Origin of the sequence: Pseudomonas sp. SWRI92, assembly GCF_014268685.1 — a bacterium.
Classification (GTDB): domain Bacteria; phylum Pseudomonadota; class Gammaproteobacteria; order Pseudomonadales; family Pseudomonadaceae; genus Aquipseudomonas; species Aquipseudomonas marvdashtae.
In genome coordinates this window covers 14874-30790 of record NZ_JABWQY010000001.1, presented here as the reverse complement: position 1 = coordinate 30790, position 15917 = coordinate 14874, and the positions used below count along the sequence as shown (strand labels likewise).

The 15917-nt window shown below is 60.3% G+C and carries 14 protein-coding genes; 4 read left to right on the top strand and 10 right to left on the bottom strand.

Annotated elements, in window-relative coordinates; all coding sequences use genetic code 11:
* Positions 1–34 precede the first annotated feature (34 nt).
* The 4 genes from peaD to peaA form a co-directional block, all read right to left on the bottom strand.
* Complete coding sequence (gene peaD, locus HU762_RS00145) at positions 35–1153, bottom strand: quinohemoprotein amine dehydrogenase subunit beta (RefSeq protein WP_186631228.1); 1119 nt, start codon at positions 1151–1153, stop codon at positions 35–37.
* Between the two features lie 24 nt (positions 1154–1177).
* Positions 1178–1501: a quinohemoprotein amine dehydrogenase subunit gamma gene (gene qhpC / locus HU762_RS00140; RefSeq protein ID WP_007933151.1), complete on the bottom strand. Its 324-nt coding sequence runs from the start codon at positions 1499–1501 to the stop codon at positions 1178–1180.
* A 1-nt stretch (position 1502) separates the two neighbouring features.
* On the bottom strand, positions 1503–2933 hold the full coding sequence (gene peaB, locus HU762_RS00135; RefSeq protein ID WP_186631225.1) for a quinohemoprotein amine dehydrogenase maturation protein: 1431 nt from the start codon (positions 2931–2933) through the stop codon (positions 1503–1505).
* Between the two features lie 82 nt (positions 2934–3015).
* On the bottom strand, positions 3016–4596 hold the full coding sequence (peaA, locus tag HU762_RS00130) for a quinohemoprotein amine dehydrogenase subunit alpha (protein ID WP_186631222.1): 1581 nt from the start codon (positions 4594–4596) through the stop codon (positions 3016–3018).
* Between the two features lie 479 nt (positions 4597–5075).
* Between peaA and HU762_RS00125 the strand changes: the two genes are divergently transcribed.
* On the top strand, positions 5076–6566 hold the full coding sequence (locus tag HU762_RS00125; protein WP_186631219.1) for an aldehyde dehydrogenase family protein: 1491 nt from the start codon (positions 5076–5078) through the stop codon (positions 6564–6566).
* Between the two features lie 50 nt (positions 6567–6616).
* Here the strand turns inward: HU762_RS00125 and HU762_RS00120 are convergent, their stop codons facing one another.
* Genes HU762_RS00120 through HU762_RS00105 form a run of 4 tightly spaced genes read right to left on the bottom strand, consistent with a single transcriptional unit; the run spans position 6617 to position 12198 of the window.
* Entirely contained in the window at positions 6617–7912 is a 1296-nt protein-coding gene (locus HU762_RS00120) for an FAD-dependent monooxygenase (RefSeq protein WP_186631216.1), read from the bottom strand.
* Positions 7909–8586, bottom strand: a complete 678-nt coding sequence (locus tag HU762_RS00115; RefSeq protein ID WP_186631214.1) for a S8 family serine peptidase — start codon at positions 8584–8586, stop codon at positions 7909–7911. Before HU762_RS00115 ends, HU762_RS00120 begins: the two co-directional genes overlap by 4 nt.
* Positions 8576–10294: an ABC transporter ATP-binding protein gene (locus HU762_RS00110; protein WP_186631212.1), complete on the bottom strand. Its 1719-nt coding sequence runs from the start codon at positions 10292–10294 to the stop codon at positions 8576–8578. Before HU762_RS00110 ends, HU762_RS00115 begins: the two co-directional genes overlap by 11 nt.
* Positions 10294–12198 carry a sigma-54-dependent Fis family transcriptional regulator gene (locus HU762_RS00105; RefSeq protein ID WP_186631210.1) on the bottom strand — a complete coding sequence of 635 codons (1905 nt, stop codon included), beginning with the start codon at positions 12196–12198 and terminating at the stop codon, positions 10294–10296. Before HU762_RS00105 ends, HU762_RS00110 begins: the two co-directional genes overlap by 1 nt.
* Positions 12199–12508: 310 nt before the next feature.
* Here HU762_RS00105 and HU762_RS00100 point away from each other — a divergent pair, with 310 nt between their 5' ends.
* Positions 12509–12868: a hypothetical protein gene (locus tag HU762_RS00100; protein WP_186631208.1), complete on the top strand. Its 360-nt coding sequence runs from the start codon at positions 12509–12511 to the stop codon at positions 12866–12868.
* Here HU762_RS00100 and HU762_RS00095 read toward each other — a convergent pair.
* Both HU762_RS00095 and HU762_RS00090 read right to left on the bottom strand, forming a co-directional pair.
* A complete protein-coding gene (locus tag HU762_RS00095; RefSeq protein ID WP_186631205.1) occupies positions 12841–13668 on the bottom strand; it encodes a nickel/cobalt efflux protein RcnA in 828 nt (275 codons plus the stop codon). The genes HU762_RS00100 and HU762_RS00095 overlap by 28 nt on opposite strands.
* Before the next feature lie 7 nt (positions 13669–13675).
* Positions 13676–13966, bottom strand: coding sequence for a metal-sensing transcriptional repressor (locus tag HU762_RS00090; protein WP_186631203.1), 291 nt, complete (start codon positions 13964–13966; stop codon positions 13676–13678).
* Positions 13967–14472: 506 nt separating this feature from the next.
* On the opposite strand from HU762_RS00090, the gene HU762_RS00085 reads away from it, so the two are divergent.
* Both HU762_RS00085 and HU762_RS00080 read left to right on the top strand, forming a co-directional pair.
* Positions 14473–15210 (top strand): HupE/UreJ family protein, encoded by a 738-nt coding sequence (locus HU762_RS00085; RefSeq protein ID WP_186631199.1) that lies wholly within the window; start codon positions 14473–14475, stop codon positions 15208–15210.
* Between the two features lie 12 nt (positions 15211–15222).
* Entirely contained in the window at positions 15223–15861 is a 639-nt protein-coding gene (locus HU762_RS00080) for a transmembrane anchor protein (protein WP_186631196.1), read from the top strand.
* The last annotated feature ends 56 nt before the right edge of the window (positions 15862–15917 follow it).

Here is a 15917-nt window from a genome sequence, read left to right as displayed (position 1 = left end):
GGCGCCCTTGTTGAATGGCTTGCCCTCGTTGTTTTTAACGCGTGAATATTTGCGCCGTGGTAATCGCCATGTCGCCGCCGGGCAATTTGATGTTGCCAATCTGCTTCAAACTGTCGGCATCGAACACCGCTACGTCGTTGAAGGTACCCGCCAGGTAAATCTTGCTGCCGGCCTTGTTGAACGAAATGCAGTAGTAGGAATGATCCAGCGTAGCGGCCTGAAGCAGTTTTTTCTGCTTGATGTCGTACTTGGCCAGCCGGTTGAGCACGCCGAACATCAGGTTCGGGTCCTTGGGCGAGCGCATGCCACTGAAGTAGATCTCCGTCAGGGGGCCGAAGTCGGTGGTTTCGGTCTTGCCGGTTTTCAGGTCGATGCTGAACAGCCCATAGAGGTACTCGGCGGTCGCCGGGTCCTGCTTCTTGTCCTTGAATTTCGCTGCGGTGTAGAGCAGCGAAAAATCATGACGGTAGGTCTGCTGGTTCCACACGTAGAGCACATCCGGTGCGCTGTAATTGGCACGTTTCCAATGGCGACTGGGAATCAGCACGTCGAACTTGCCAGTGTTCACGTTGACCTTGTAGACATCCGCTCCCGCCACATACAACGTGCCATCGTCGCCGCTTTGCATGATGGTCAGCTGCCGTGGCGCCGGGAAGCTGCGAATGGGTTTGGCGTCCATGCCGGCATCGGTGGCGTACACGTCGAGCCGAGGTTGCTGCACCTCGTAACGATCGTTGAGCATCAACGTCGGATTGGCGATGGTGAACAGTTCCTTGCCGTCATGGCTGAGGGTAAAGGCGAACATCGACTTCGCTTTCTCCCCCGGTTTCTGGGTAATGCTGGCGTGGAAGACCTGCTTGCAGCTGTCCAGCTCAACGCCGTAGACATCCGCGTAGTGGTTGTTCAGCACGTAGGCGGTCTTGCGATCCGGCGACAGCTGCACGGTGCCAGGACCGAAGGCATCCGGCATTTTGCAGGTCTTGAACAGGCTGTCGGTGGCCAGGTCGATCACGTGCAGGTTGTTCGGATAATTGGTGGTCACCATGTATTCGTGACCACTTTGGAGCGCGGTGTTTTCATCGGCCAGAACATTGAGCGATATAACGCCCAGGACACCGAACGCGGCCAAGCCGCAGGCTTTGATGCATTGCATGCTGGAATCCTTCTTCATGTCCTATCACTTGTCTTTCGGAAAGACAGTGCCGAGGTTGCGCCAGTTTTCGTTGGACGCCTGGGCATCCTTGTTCCAGTCCGGGTAGGTGCTCATCATGTCCGGCACCTGGGCCGGCCACCAGCATGGGTCGGAGCAGCCATACAGGTCGGCTTCCATTGGCTGGCACAGCGACGACACGCCGCCAAACGCGTCAATTTCCCAACCTGGATCAGTGGTCGAGGCACAGCCGGCGACGGAGCTCATCGCCACCACTTCTTCGATACGGTTTTCGGCCGCGGCCTGATCGAGCTTCTGGGCTTTGTTGTTGATTGCCTTGAGATGTTTCATATCAGTGAGCCTTGCGCGGAGTGATGTAGCTGCTGATAAACGCAGGGTTGTGAGCCATGATCCGGGTGTAGACCTCGATGCCGAAGTCGACCCAGTCACGCATCAGTTCGCAGTAGTGATAGGTCGGATGAGTCGGGTCGCCGTATCGGGCGTAGCTCTCGTGGTAGCAGCCGCCGGAGCAGAGATTGCGGATCTGGCAGTCTTCGCAACCGGTGTTGGTGCGGTCCAGGCGCTGGGACAGGAAGTCGTTCAGCTCGACCTGTTTCACCCCGCTGTGAACGTTGCCGAACGTTGGCAGGCTCGAACCGGTAAAGCGGTGGCACAGGTTCAATTCGCCCTTGTGATCCACCGCCAGCATCTTCAGGCCCGCCCCGCAAGGCAGAGCCTTCTTGTGGCCTTCATGAATATCGGTGATCAACTGGTGCAGGTTGGAAAAACCGATATTGCGGTGTTCCAGCGCCGCTTCCAGATAACGCCGACCGAGCCTTTTCATGTTGGCAAACACTTCGATCAGCTCGTCGCTGGACAGGTTGAAGCTGCTGATATCGCCGGACGTCACCGGAGCAAAACCGACCTCGGCAAACCCCAGTTCGTTGAACAGGTGATCCCAGATCGTTTCGACGTCGGTGACGCCCGTGGTCAGGGTGACCCGCGCGCCGACCGGGCGGCTGTTGTAGCGCGCCAGCAGCATCTGGGCCTTGCGCCGTACCACGTCGTACGTGCCCTGCCCGCCCACGGTGATGCGGTTGCGGTCGTGCACGGTTTTCGGCCCGTCGATACTCACCGAGAGCCCGAAGCGGTGGGCGTTGAGGTAGTCCACGGTGTCTTCGGTGAGCAACGTGGCGTTGGTGGTCATGACGAATTCGACGAACTTGCCCGCTTCGGCAAAACGCTTTTCACAATAATCGACCATGTACTCGATCAGCTTGCGATTGCTCAGCGGCTCTCCCCCGAAGAACACCACCGTGAAACGCTCTTCATCCGGGGATTCGCGCAGCAGCATTTCTACCGAAGCGACCGCTGTTTCAACGTCCATCTTCTTGCCGGCCGAGGGCTTGTCGAGGTCTTCTTTGTAGCAGTAGGTGCAGCTCAGGTTGCAGCCCGTGTTGACGTTGAGCACCACGGTATTGATCGCGGTGCGCTCGACGCGTTTGGTACCGATGTCCGGGCTCAGTGGCGAGCCGTCGCTGACCAGTTCCAGGGAAATCAGCTCACGCAGGGTTTCGGTGATTTCTTCGCCGTTGAAGCGTGCGGCCAAGCGTTGGATCAGGTCGTCCGATGAACAGCCGGGACCGCGCAAGGTATCGATGATGGTGCCCGTCAGCTCATCGCTGGCGAACAGCGAGCTGCTGGGAATGTGGAACAACATGCGGTCGGCGTCGACATGCACTTCGTGCAGATTGCGTTCGACCAGATTCAAAATAGCGCCCATTGCAAACCTCCTGTGCAAGCCCCGATTCATGAGGCCTGCGGTCATTCCGAAAAGTGTCTGGAACCGCTAAAAAACAGCCAACTTATGGAATGGGTGGATTGTTCCAGCGTTGCACGGTGACGATCATGTGGCCTTCGCCGGTCAGGGACCTCCCTGCGTCGTCGATGGCGGCGATCACCTTGAGGTTGCCGGCATTGTTGGTGGACATCTTGCGCTGCGGGTTCGGCCCGGCATCGCCTGGGGTAAACACGCCGGTATCGGCCTGCATGGTGCCGGCAAACCTAACGTCTTCATCCTCTTTGGCGCGGTCATCGAAAGCCTCGACTGTCCATTGCGCCGGGAACACGCCGATGCGATAGGGCTTGCCGTCAGCGCCCTTGCCCCAGGCTTCAGCATCGAAACGACCCTGGACTTTCGGCGTCGAGCCACCGCCCTCGCCGATCCGCGCCACCGAGAATTCGGGCACGACTTTGACTTCAGCGATCTTGCTGTAGACCGACAGCGTCGGGCCTTTCAGCGTGCCGACCGTGACGTTGCGCAGGCCCGGTTGGGCATTGGCAGCCGCCTTGAGTTTGACCCGTAGGCGCTCGGGCGTTTGCTCCAGCACTTGGACCACTTCCACGCCTTTGCCGAAGTCAGGTTTGCCAGTGAGACCGCTGCCGATCAGGGTGACTTCGGTTTCGCTGCCCGCCTTCAGATAACCCGGCTGCACCGCCAGCAAACGATTGGAACCCTGCTTGGCGGCGACGAAGTCCAGCCCCCGCTCGTCGTGCTCGGCCTCGAACATCCGGCCCTGCATGGCGTTGCCCTGGGCGGCGAATACCTGGCGCATGGTCACGCCATCGATGGACACATTGCCGCGCCATTCGTAACCGGTGTAGAGAATCGCACTGCCCTCGCCGTTGAACGGGCTGCCGTCGGCGTACTGACCTTTGACGTTGACCTTGAACGTGTCGCTGCCATCGGCAGTCACGCTCATGACGCCAGCCAGTTCGCCTTTACCCGGCAGGTGCCCGCTGAAGCTCCAGTCGCCGACCAGCGCCTCGGCTTTCGGCGCGCTGCCCTGCCATGCTTTCCAGGCCGGGTTGTCCAGCGGATAACGCTTGGCCAGCAGCGGCACCATCTCTTTGCGGGCCAGATCGAACCAGTCGCGGTCGCGGGACAGGGCCTGGTACTCGAGGGACGGCCATTGGCCGAGGTGGAAGTTCACCAGGCGCTCCCATTCCTGGGCGGGTCGGCGCTGCAGCGCAACCCGTGCACCGGAGTGGCAACGGCCGCACATCTGACTGGTCTGGTCGTCGAATTTCTCAACGGTATTGAGCCGTCGCTCCAGCGCATAACGCACACCATCGGTTTCGCTCGGCGCCAAGCCCTGGGTATCGGCCAGGTATTTGACCAGGGTTCGGCGGTCGTCATCGCTGATCTGCAAACCGTGCATGATCTGCATCCGGGCAATGCTCATCAGCCAGCCTTCCGGGGTTTTGCGCTGGTGGCTGATACGGCTCAGGGCGTTATTGGCTTCAGGGGTGTGACAGCCCTGGCAGGTTTCCTTGAGGACAGTCTGGGCGTCGCGAGCTGCCAGGCTGTGAGGCGAATGCAGCGCCACGCAGGCCGCCACGGCCAGCAGACTGACGCTCAGGCCTGATCGGAGTTTTCTCTTCATCAACGTCGAACCTCGCACGGTGCTTTCTTATTTTTGTGGCTTATCGTTTTTATGGTTTCTGCCGTCGGCGACAACCCGCTGACGGAGGCAAGAGAAACGTCTGCGATGAGCAATACACGGAGCGTGCCAGCTTAACGAACATCCTTTAAATCAAATAGTTATGTGAACATCTTGGCTTTTTCGCGCATCAAAACGAAAGGGCCTGCGTCTAATATCGCGACAGCTGTTGCAGTCTGAGACAAGCATAGATGACCCCGACTGGGACACTTCATAGTCAGCGATGATGTTTCGGTAAATACGGGAATGACTCGTCGTCTCATGCATTGTCGCGATTTGCGACAAAACCCGGGTCCAAACCTTCCCCTTTCGTCGCTAAAAACCCCGCCAACAAAGGGCTATCCGCCCGTTCCTGATACTTGGCACAGCCATTGCCAACCTTGGGGAAATCCACGTCCTCACGCACAACAAGAGGTCTCATCATGCCCCTGCCTTATTTGCTCCCCGCCACCTCGGCCTTCGTCCAACGCGCCCCACGCATGCTCATCGGCGGCGACTGGGTCGAGGCCGCCGACGGTCAGACCATGCCGCTGCATAATCCGGCCACCGGCGAAGTGCTGTGCTTGGTACCACGGGCCACCCCCGACGATGTCGACCGCGCAGTGTTGGCCGCCCGTCAGGCTTTCGACGATTCGGCCTGGACCCGCACCCGCCCTCGGGAGCGGCAGAACCTGTTGTGGAAACTCGCCGACCTGATGCAGCGCGACGCCGAACTGCTGGCCCAGCTCGAATGCCTGAACAACGGCAAGAGCGCGGCGGTGGCGCAAGTGATGGACGTGCAACTGTCCATCGACTTCCTGCGCTACATGGCCGGTTGGGCCACCAAGATCGAAGGCTCCAGCGTCGACGTGTCGCTGCCGCTGATGCCCAACGATCAATTCCACAGTTTCATTCGCCGCGAAGCGGTGGGCGTGGTCGGCGCTATCGTCGCCTGGAATTTCCCGCTGCTGCTGGCTTGCTGGAAACTCGGCCCGGCACTGGCCACCGGTTGCACCGTCGTGCTCAAACCTGCCGACGAAACGCCGCTGACCGCGCTGAAGCTCGCAGAACTGGTGTTGGAAGCCGGTTACCCCGAAGGCGTGTTCAACGTGGTCACCGGCACCGGTATCACGGCGGGCTCCGCCCTGACTCACAATCCGTTGGTGGACAAGCTGACGTTCACCGGCTCCACCGCCGTGGGCAAGCAGATCGGCAAGATCGCCATGGAATCCATGACCCGGGTCACTTTGGAACTCGGCGGCAAGTCGCCGACCATCGTCATGGCTGATGCCGACCTGAAGACCGCTGCCGCGGGTGCCGCCAGTGCGATTTTCTTCAACCAGGGCCAGGTCTGCTGCGCCGGTTCGCGGCTGTATGTGCAGCGCAAGCATTTCGACAATGTGGTGGCGGATATCGCCGACATCGCCAATGCAATGAAGCTCGGCAATGGCCTGGACCCCAGTGTCGAAATGGGCCCGCTGATCTCCGCGCGGCAACAGGAACGGGTTTATGGCTACATCGAAAAAGGTCGGGAAAGCGGCGCGACCATCGCCTGCGGCGGTGAGCAATTCGGGCCGGGGTTCTTCGTCAAACCCACGGTGATTGTCGATGTCGATCAGCAGCACTCATTGGTACAAGAAGAAATTTTCGGCCCGGTGCTGGTGGCGATTCCGTTCGACGACGAGGCTGATGCGCTGCGCATGGCCAATGACAGCCCTTATGGCCTTGGAGCAAGCATCTGGTCGAACGATTTGGCGGCGGTGCACCGGATGATTCCGCGGATCAAGTCGGGTTCGGTGTGGGTCAACTGTCACAGTGCCCTGGACCCGGCGTTGCCGTTTGGCGGCTACAAGATGTCGGGGGTCGGGCGCGAGATGGGGTATGCGGCGATCGAGCATTACACCGAGTTGAAATCGGTGTTGATCAAGCTCTGACACACAGATCGTTCCCACGCTCCGCGTGGGAACGATCTGCACCTCGAATGTCAGGGCTTGAACCCTTGCCCCAGCAGCCAGCTGCGAACCGCCTGCCCCTGCTCCGCCGTCAACCCAGCCAACACCTGTGCAGTCGGCTCGGTGTGCAACCGTCGCACCAACGCTGCCAACTCAATCCCTTGCACATGCCAGATCCCCAGCGGTTGATCCGCCGTGATCACCACCTCGGCCTCATCCACAAATCCATCGCGCAATACCGGCGCCAGCTCAATCCTCAGAGCGGAGAAATTCGCCTCGGCGTGGGCGACCTCAGCATCCGGCCACTGCCGCCGCGCCTGCCAGAACGGCTGGTTCGACCAACGCTGCTCATCGGCATAAAAGTCCCGGCCAATGCGCGCGAAGCGTAAAAACAACTGCTCCACCCGTTGCTGATGAAAACGCTGTGCCAGCAACCTCCGCTCAGGTTTGCGCAACAGCGTGTTGATCACCGCAGGCGCTTGCAACGCCGAAGACAACGACTGGAAGATGCCATTACCCGACAGCGGATCCACCGCCATGGCGGCGTCGCCCACACGAATCCAATGATCGCCGCAGACCTGCGGACACAAGATCGCCGTACTGCTGCGGGCATGCAGGTGCAGATCGGTTTGCGGTTCACCCCCGAAAAACGCCTGGGTCAATGCCGACTGCTGGAACCGCTGGCGGCAGTAGTCGAGCAACAGCGCCTTGCCCGGCAACTCGGCACTGGCCACGTCCACCGTCCATTGCCAATAACACTGGCCGTCGGCCCGGCGCGCCATCCAGGCCCAGCCGTCCGCAAGGCTTTCCACAGCGCTGGCGTTGGTACCCGGCGCACCTTGCCAGCGATTGAGCAAGCTGACCGTCTCCGGCCCACGCAGGCCTTTACCAAGGGCAGGTGCCTGGCGTCCGCGGGCCTCCACCAGGAAATCCGCGAGCAGCGCGTCACGCCCTTGCAGTTCGATTCGATGTGCCGAAGCGTGTGGCTGCACCGTCAGCACTCGGCCCTCGATCAACTCAACCCCCGCCAGGCGCAAATCCTCGCGCAAGCCGCGATCGAAGCTCGGGCGATCCAGCAAAAATTCGATGTTCTGAGCATGCTGCTGACCGTTCCAGGACACCTGTCGCTGGGAAGGCTGCGCCGCATCCGTCAATGCTTGATGCAGCCCCGCACCGCGCAAGGCATCCAATACCCGCACGGAAACCCCTTCCAGTGCCGCGAAGCGCCGCCATTCACTGACCAATGTCACGGGATACCCAAGCCGTCGCAACCCCAGGGCCACCGCCGCCCCCGCAGGCCCCGCGCCAAGAATCACAATCGGCTTCATGCGCCGACGCGCCGTTCAGGGCCGTGATAACGGGCGTTCTTTTGCAGCCACTCGACAACGTGTTCGTTGCTCGCCTCGGGATTTTCGATGAGCAAGCCCACAATGTGCCCGCTCAATGCCGCACAGCCGAGGCTCGCACCCGACTGCCCCGGGTAGGTACCGTGAACACACGCGGCAAAATCCGCCTGGGCGCTGTTGAGCCACGACCATTGCTGCTCGGTGCAACGAGCGTCGCCGGTGACCCGCAGCACCTGCGGATACTTTGCCGGGAACACCCCTTCGCCCTGGGCCGGGCTGGACGCACACAGCAAAATGCCCCGCGCCACCGCCGCAGCACAGGCTTCACGCAACAGGTGACGATCCTGCCGCAACCCGAGGCTCAGATTGATCAACCGCACGTCCTGCGCCACCAGCCAATCGATGGCGGTAGCGATCTGCAAGGCGCTGGTGACGCCACGCTGGTCGAACACCTGGGCTACGCAAAAAACCGCCGCCGGTGCACGCCGGCTGATGGCCTCGATCACCGCGCTACCATGGCCCAGCGGATCGTCGCGTAGATCGCTTTCGGCCTGTCCATCCTCCTGTAGCGAGAACCGCCGACCGGCAATCACTCGCCCCCGTTGCGCCGGCGAATGACCACTGTCCACCACCCCAATCCGCAGCTCAGGCCTCATGCTGCACCGTTCTTGACGTGAGCACGCCATCCAGCAGTTCAAAGCACAGATCGGCATCGGCCAGGGTCGAGGGGCGATGGCTGATCAGGATCCGCGTACGCCCGGCGAACAACCGGTCGATGGCCGCGATCACTTCGCGCTCGGTGGCTTCGTCGACCGCCGAAGTCGCTTCGTCCAGCACCAGGATCAACGGATCCTGCAACAGCGCCCGGGCGATGGCGATGCGCTGTTTCTGCCCGCCGGACAACTGCTGGCCACGCTCGCCCAAAGGGCTGTCGAGGCCTTCGGGCAGTGACTCGACCAGGTTGTCGAGCTGCGCCAGCCGCGCCACTTCGGCAATCGCTTCGCGACTGGCGTCGGGCACCGCGTAGGCCAGGTTGTCGGCGAGGCTGCCGCGAAACAGCACGATGTCCTGACTGACTACGGCTATCCGCCGACGCAGCTGGAACAGGTCCAGTTCCCGCAGATCGACCTCCCCCAGCAAGACCCGACCGGACTGCGGATCGTGGTGCCGCTGCAGCAGATCGATCAGGGTCGACTTACCGACACCAGAGCCGCCGCTCAGGGCGACTTTCAACCCATAGGGAATTCGCGCTTGAATACCACGCAAGGTGGTCGGGCGACCGGGATGGCTGAAGTGCACGTTGTCGAAACGCAGTTCGCCAGAGACCGGCATCGGCTGCGGCGCAACCGGAGTGAGGACGGTTGGCTCTTCACCGCGCAGTTCCATGACCCGCCCAAGGCTCACGGTCATCCGCTGAATCGCTACGTAGAGCCCTAGCAGGCTCTGGACCGGGCCGACAGCCATGCCCAGATAGGTGGAAAAGGCGATCAACGCGCCCAATTGCCAAGTCCCTTGCACCACCCAGTACCCGCCAATCAAAAACGCACAGGCCCGCGACAACGATGTCAGCGTGCCGGGCACCGCTTGGGTGAAAAACTCAGTGACCTGCAGGCGCAAGAGCTGACTCATATACCCTTGGCCCAACGTCTTCAGTCGCTGCGCCTCGCGCTGTTGTTGACCGGCGGACTGGATGAATTTCATCACCGGCAAGGTCTCGACCATGAACGAGGACATGTCCGCCGAACGCTCGCGCAACTGCCGCACATCGCGCTCGACCTTACGCCGCATCCAGCGTAGCCAAAGCACGTCGAGTGGAATCAGCACCAAGGCCAGCAGCGACAGTTGCCACGACAAGGTCACCAGCATCGCCACGGCGACCACCAGGCCAATCACGCTCGACACCGCCGAGAACAGGGAATCCACGGCAAAGCGCTGGATCTCCGCGACATCGCCATCCAGACGCGACATCAGATCACCGATACGCCGCTGGCCGTAGAAACCCGGCGAGAGCGTCTGCAGATGCCGATAAAGGTCATCGCGCAGGGCAAACAGAATCCGTCCGGACAATCGCGTGTGCAGGTACCGATTGATGCCCGACAGCGCCGTGCCCAACAACCCGGCGACAATCATCAACCCGGCGATCAGCGCCAGCATCGCAAAGTTGCGCGCCAACAGGCCGTCGTCGATCAGCAGCTTGGTTAGCCAGGGTTGCACCAATACCAGCGACGAAGCGCAGACCGACAGCCCAAGCAGCCCGGCGATCGCCAACCGGTGCGGGCGCACGAAGCTGTAGAGCCAGCGCAACGCCGCTTGCAGGGCCGCGGGGTTCTGGCTGTCGACCAGCCGAACGATCAAACGCAGCATCACGAACGCAACAGTTTGAGCTTGCGATACAGGGTCGCGCGGCTGATACCCAAGGCATCGGCGGCGGCCGAGACGTTACCTTGGTGCGTGTCCAGGGACTGACGAATCAGCTCCAGTTCATGTTCACGAATACTGCCGCTCTGAGGGCGTTCGCCGACGGTCAGTTCGTCGAGCATACTGTCGGGCAGATGGTAGAGGGTGAGCACGGTGTCCCCGGGTTCACGCATGGCCAGCGCGGTGCGCAGAACCATTTCCAATTGGCGGATGTTGCCCGGCCAGTGATAGCCGCCTAGCAAGCGGATCAAATCGTCATGCAGGACCACTGTCGGCGCATCGAGTTTGGCCAGCAAACGATCGACCAGGCCATTGAAGTCGTCGCGCTCGCGCAGGGCCGGAAGCATTACGCTGATGCCGTTGACCCGGTAAAACAGATCCTCGCGAAAGTGTTTGTCTTCCACCAGACGCTTAAGGTCGCGGTGCGTGGCGCAGATCAGCGCGATGTCGATGTCTTGCTCCTCTCCAGCGCCCAGCGGCGCGACCTTGCGGTCCTGCAGTACCCTGAGTAAACGGGCTTGCAAGGCCAGCGGCATGTCGCCAATTTCATCGAGAAACAACGTGCCGCCATGGGCCTGTTGCAGGCGCCCGACCATGCCGCCCCGGCGCGAACCGGTAAAGGCGCCTTCGCGATAGCCAAACAGCTCCGACTCGATCAGGCCCTCGGGGATGGCCGCGCAGTTCACCGCGACGAAAGGTTTGTCGCAGCGGGTTCCAGCCATATGCAGCGCTCGGGCGATGACTTCCTTACCGGTGCCCGTTTCGCCCAACAGCAACACTGGCAATTCATTGGCCAGGCCTTGGCGGGCCATGCGCAGCGCCCGGGCGTAACGGGCATTGTTGCCGGCCAGGGATTCGAGATCGGGCTGCGGTTTAGCGGTTTTAATTGGGGTGCGCGATGGAGCGCTGACGTTGATCGAGCGCTGCGGCGCGCGCAGGGTTTTGTAGAAAAATTCACCCTTGGCGGTTTGCAGACTGCCGATGCCGCCCTGATGCAGGCGCGATAACAGTTGCAGGCCATCGACACCCAGGAACTCTTCACAGCGTCGGCCAACCAGCGCCGAACGCTCGGCATGGAGCAACTGACATGCCTGGGCGCTGACCGCGAGGATCTGCCCGCCTAGACTCACCGCGAGCAAACCCTGCCAGGGGGATTCGAGGTATTGCCGACGGCTGTGGAAGGCAAGGACGATCTGTTCCGGGTAACAAGCGTTGAACACGCGACTTTCGATCTGGCTGACGGCCATGGTCAGCAACGCCGTGCTGTCGTGAACGCGGCCGAGCGGGCCTTCGCGGGTCAGGTCAAGGACGCCGAGGATGTCACCCTGCGGGCAATAAATCGGCACCGAGGTGCAGGAAAAATCGGTCAGACGGTCTAGGTAATGTTCGCCGCAATCGATCATCGTTGGCCGGGCTTCCACCAGCGCGGTACCCAGCGCGTTGGTGCCGCGCGCCGCTTCGCTCCAACACGCGCCCAGCGTGATGTCTTGCAGGTTGCTACCTTTGAAACGATCGGCGCGCCCTTCGGCTGCCAGGATGGTGGCGTCGGAATTGGCGAGGATGATGAGCCCTTCCTTGCCCTGGCGCTCGGCCAGATAATCGATGGCCGGCATCGCCGCATCGATCAACAACCGATTGCTTTCCAGCAGCACTTCAAGGCTGGCGTTCGACTCCAACGCCAGTTCTTGCTTGGCATTGAAATGCACGCCATGACTGAGACTGCGCCGCCAGGACGCATCGATTTCCGCGCGCAATACGCCATCGGGAACGGTGCCCTCGAGGTGCAGTTTTTCCCGGGCCAGCCGGGCCTCGCGATGAAGTTTGGGATGAGTTGTTTTTATCAGCATCATCAAGCGCTCCGGATCGGTCCGCCCTGCGCCCTTCTAGGTTCAGCGCCTTGCCGCCATCTTTACGTTAACGTCAGGGCATTGGCAAGTGCCTTATGGCATTTATCAGCACCCCTATGGGATTGACGACCAACACCGTCGCTGGCCGAACGCTTGATGTACCGGCTTCCATAAAACCATCTGCCGCTGTCTGGTAACGAAAGCCTGTCACTACGGCGGGTAGCCCATACTTTCGAATCAGAGGAGCAACTTTTTCCAGGTTGGATGTCTACCGGATACGTCGTTTCGCAACACCACTGGAGCTCAATACCCCATGCACAAAATCACCACGTATGCCTTCGCATTACTGTGCATGGCCGCAGGGCCAACTTATGCTGATGACCCTGATAAGGAAATCCGGGAGCAATACCAGCGGTACTGGGAACACCAGCGAGAGATGGAGAAAGCGGATCAGGAAAATAACAGGGAACACCGAAAGGCCCACGAAGAGATGGCTCGCGAAAAACGCAAGCATTACGAGGAAATGGAGCGAGAAGACGCCAGGCGCAGGGCTGAGTTTTATCGAAAGCGAGAAAAGGCTTATCGTGAAACCTCTGGCGCAGCAGCCAGAGCCCGATCAGCGGAGCTGAGTCTTAGTCATAAGCCTTATGCGTTCAAACCGTTCCAGCCGTGAACGCCCACGTACAGACCAACCCCAATGATCAACACGCTGGACAAATAAGGCGCCCGACGCGCAACGGTGCTCAGCCACGGCCAGCGGTTGGTGGCTTGCCGTGCGCCAATGGCTGCCGCCGCTCCCACAGTAACCAAGGTGATCGCCAAGCCAATGCTGAAACACAAGACAAGCATGCCGCCCAGCGCGACTTCTTTAACTTGAAGGCAGAGCAACAGAACGGTGATGGCAGCCGGACAAGGAATCAGTCCACCCGTCAGGCCGAACACAATGATCTGGCCCGTGGTGACTTCACGGTTGGTGAAACGCTTGCGGATATCGTTGGCGTGCGCCCGTTCGTGGGCGTCCTGGTAACCTTCCAGAGACAGCTCCAAGTCCTCCAATTCGGCGTGTTCATGCCCATGGTCATGTTCGCCCTGATGATGCTCATCACCTTGCTCGAACTTGAACATCTGTTCGCCACGCCAGGTACGCCAGAGCATCCACAACGCGATGGCAATGATCAGGGCCGCAGATGCGAGTTGGAAGTACGGCTCCGTCGTCTCAGCGTCCAGCCCTTGGCCCAGGTACATGCCACCGATCGCGACCAGCCACACCACCGCAGTGTGGGATAGCGTCGCCGCCAATCCCAGCAAAACCGCCTGCTTTACCGACCCCCTGATCGCCACGATAAACGCCGCCATCATGGTTTTCGAATGACCCGGCTCCAGGCCATGCAAGGCGCCCAGCAAGATGGCGCTGGGGAAATACAGCCAGGCGTGAGCGCCGCCTTGTTGCAGCAATTCAGCAAAATTGGGCATGTCGAGCCTAGAGGTACTTGGTGATTTGTTTGAAGGCTTCCAGCGGCGCGCGCTCACCTTTGTTCAGCGCCGAAACGGTGTCTTCCAGGCAGTGATCGATGTGATCCTGGATCAACGTCCGCTTGGCCTGGCACACCGCTTTCTCCACCGCATGCAACTGCTGGGCGATGTCCACGCACTCACGCCCCTCTTCGATCATGAGGATGATGCTGCGCAAGTGACCGTCCGCGCGCTTGAGGCGCTTGACGATCGCTTCATGACTTTGGTGGGTATGGGGATGGCTGTGTTCGTCGCTCATGACTTGAGTCTCGGACTTCAATGAATTACGCTGGCAATCCTATCCCCCCAGGGGGGATATGGCAAACCCAGAATAACGAGTCGAAGCACGATCATTATGTTCAGCAGGACACTGACAACAGCAGTGGTATTCGCGCTGGCTTTCGCCATGTTCATGGCCTGGGCCGGGCATACCCGTACGCTGTCGATGATGTCGGACCAGCCCTCTTGGGATGTCGCGCAAGACGCTCATCATCATTCTCATGATGAGCAAGCTGACATGACGTGTTCGAACTGCGCGGATCACTATCACTCCCCCCTGACCCCCGATCATCAGCACGAGACACCGCAACTCACCTCCGTGTCGATCCTGGCGGCCCAGCCACAGCTCTCTCCACAAGGCGAGGTCCTTGGTTACGCCGTTCCTCGTGCGCCCATTTTCCTGATCGAACGCCCACCTCGCCCTTCGCGTGCCTCCTGACATGGTCGCCCTGCGGCCCTTGATCACTGCAACGAAGGATTCTATCCATGCATTCGCACTCCATGAGTGGCGTCGACGCGCTCACTGCGCCATCGCATCGCACACTCCTGCTGTTGGTTCTATTGCTCGCGTCATTTCTTCTCGGAATGCCCGAGGCCCTCGCCCACGCCGTCGCTGAAGGCGATAAAGGTTTTATCCAGGAAAGCGCCGGCGTCATGTTGCTGCCCTTTGTCTACATGGGCGCCAAACACATGATGACGGGCTACGATCACCTGCTGTTTCTGTTCGGGGTGATTTTCTTCCTGTATCGCCTGAAGGACGTAGGGCTCTACGTCACGCTGTTCGCGGTCGGACACTCGACCACCCTGCTGCTCGGCGTGCTGACCGAGGTCAGTATCAGCTCCTTCATTATCGACGCCATCATCGGTTTCTCGGTGGTGTACAAGGCGCTCGATAACCTGGGCGCATTCCAGCGCTGGTTCGGTGTCCAGCCCAATACCAAGGTCGCTACGCTGATCTTCGGCCTGCTCCACGGGTTTGGCCTGGCAACGAAAATCCAGGAGTACGAAATCTCTCCCGACGGCCTGATTCCCAACCTGATCGCCTTCAACGTTGGTGTCGAGATCGGCCAGTTGCTGGCCCTCAGCGCCATTCTCATTCTGATGGGGTATTGGCGGCGCACCGGTAGTTTCTGGCGCCATGCCTATACCGCCAACGTCGCCATGATGAGTGCCGGTTTCCTTTTGATGGGTTACCAGATCACCGGCCTGTTTGTCTCCGCCTAAGGAATTTCGACCATGTTCAATACGCCACTCCCCACTGTTAATGAACTGCCCAGCGCCCACCAACTGGTGCGCTCGACCGTCATCGCCTTGCTGGCTGCGGTCGGCTTGTTGGTCACCGTCGTCATGCCTTCGGAATATGCGATTGATCCAACGGGCGTGGGCCGTGTACTGGGCCTGACGCAAATGGGCGAAATGAAGATCACGCTTGCCCGGGAGGCGCTGGCGGATGCGGCGCCGCAGCTGGTGCAAGAGGCTCCGGCTCCGCAGATTGCAGCTGCAACCCCTGCAGCTCAACCTGCGCCTTCACCCCCGGTCCAGCCCAGCCCGGCCCTGAAGACAGATGAAATGACCGTCACGCTAAAACCGGGTGAAGGGACAGAAATCAAACTGGAAATGCTCAAGGACAAAACTGTCAGCTATGAATGGACGGCATCCGGCGGGCCGGTGAACCATGACACCCATGGCGAACCCTATAACGGCGAAAAGGGCTATTTCCATAGCTACTCCAAAGCCAAGCAAGTCAAAGGGGACAAGGGCGAATTCACCGCTTTGTTCGACGGCACCCATGGCTGGTTCTGGCGTAATCGCACGAGTAATGACGTGACCATTTCGTTGAAGACGACAGGTGATTACCTGAGCGTCAAACGCTGATTCCAGTCGTAAAACGTTTTTGATTCGTAAAACCATAAGACCAGGGCCGCAAATGC

Bases quoted from the DNA above. Each gene is read 5' to 3' on its own strand.
- HU762_RS00100 (WP_186631208.1), top strand. From the start codon at position 12,509: ATGCACAAAATCACCACGTATGCCTTCGCATTACTGTGCATGGCCGCA.
- peaA (WP_186631222.1), bottom strand. From the start codon at position 4,596: ATGAAGAGAAAACTCCGATCAGGCCTGAGCGTCAGTCTGCTGGCCGTG.
- HU762_RS00125 (WP_186631219.1), top strand. From the start codon at position 5,076: ATGCCCCTGCCTTATTTGCTCCCCGCCACCTCGGCCTTCGTCCAACGC.
- peaD (WP_186631228.1), bottom strand. From the start codon at position 1,153: ATGCAATGCATCAAAGCCTGCGGCTTGGCCGCGTTCGGTGTCCTGGGC.
- qhpC (WP_007933151.1), bottom strand. From the start codon at position 1,501: ATGAAACATCTCAAGGCAATCAACAACAAAGCCCAGAAGCTCGATCAG.
- HU762_RS00110 (WP_186631212.1), bottom strand. From the start codon at position 10,294: ATGCTGCGTTTGATCGTTCGGCTGGTCGACAGCCAGAACCCCGCGGCC.
- HU762_RS00120 (WP_186631216.1), bottom strand. From the start codon at position 7,912: ATGAAGCCGATTGTGATTCTTGGCGCGGGGCCTGCGGGGGCGGCGGTG.
- HU762_RS00090 (WP_186631203.1), bottom strand. From the start codon at position 13,966: ATGAGCGACGAACACAGCCATCCCCATACCCACCAAAGTCATGAAGCG.
- HU762_RS00095 (WP_186631205.1), bottom strand. From the start codon at position 13,668: ATGCCCAATTTTGCTGAATTGCTGCAACAAGGCGGCGCTCACGCCTGG.
- HU762_RS00085 (WP_186631199.1), top strand. From the start codon at position 14,473: ATGCATTCGCACTCCATGAGTGGCGTCGACGCGCTCACTGCGCCATCG.
- HU762_RS00105 (WP_186631210.1), bottom strand. From the start codon at position 12,198: ATGATGCTGATAAAAACAACTCATCCCAAACTTCATCGCGAGGCCCGG.
- HU762_RS00080 (WP_186631196.1), top strand. From the start codon at position 15,223: ATGTTCAATACGCCACTCCCCACTGTTAATGAACTGCCCAGCGCCCAC.
- HU762_RS00115 (WP_186631214.1), bottom strand. From the start codon at position 8,586: ATGAGGCCTGAGCTGCGGATTGGGGTGGTGGACAGTGGTCATTCGCCG.
- peaB (WP_186631225.1), bottom strand. From the start codon at position 2,933: ATGGGCGCTATTTTGAATCTGGTCGAACGCAATCTGCACGAAGTGCAT.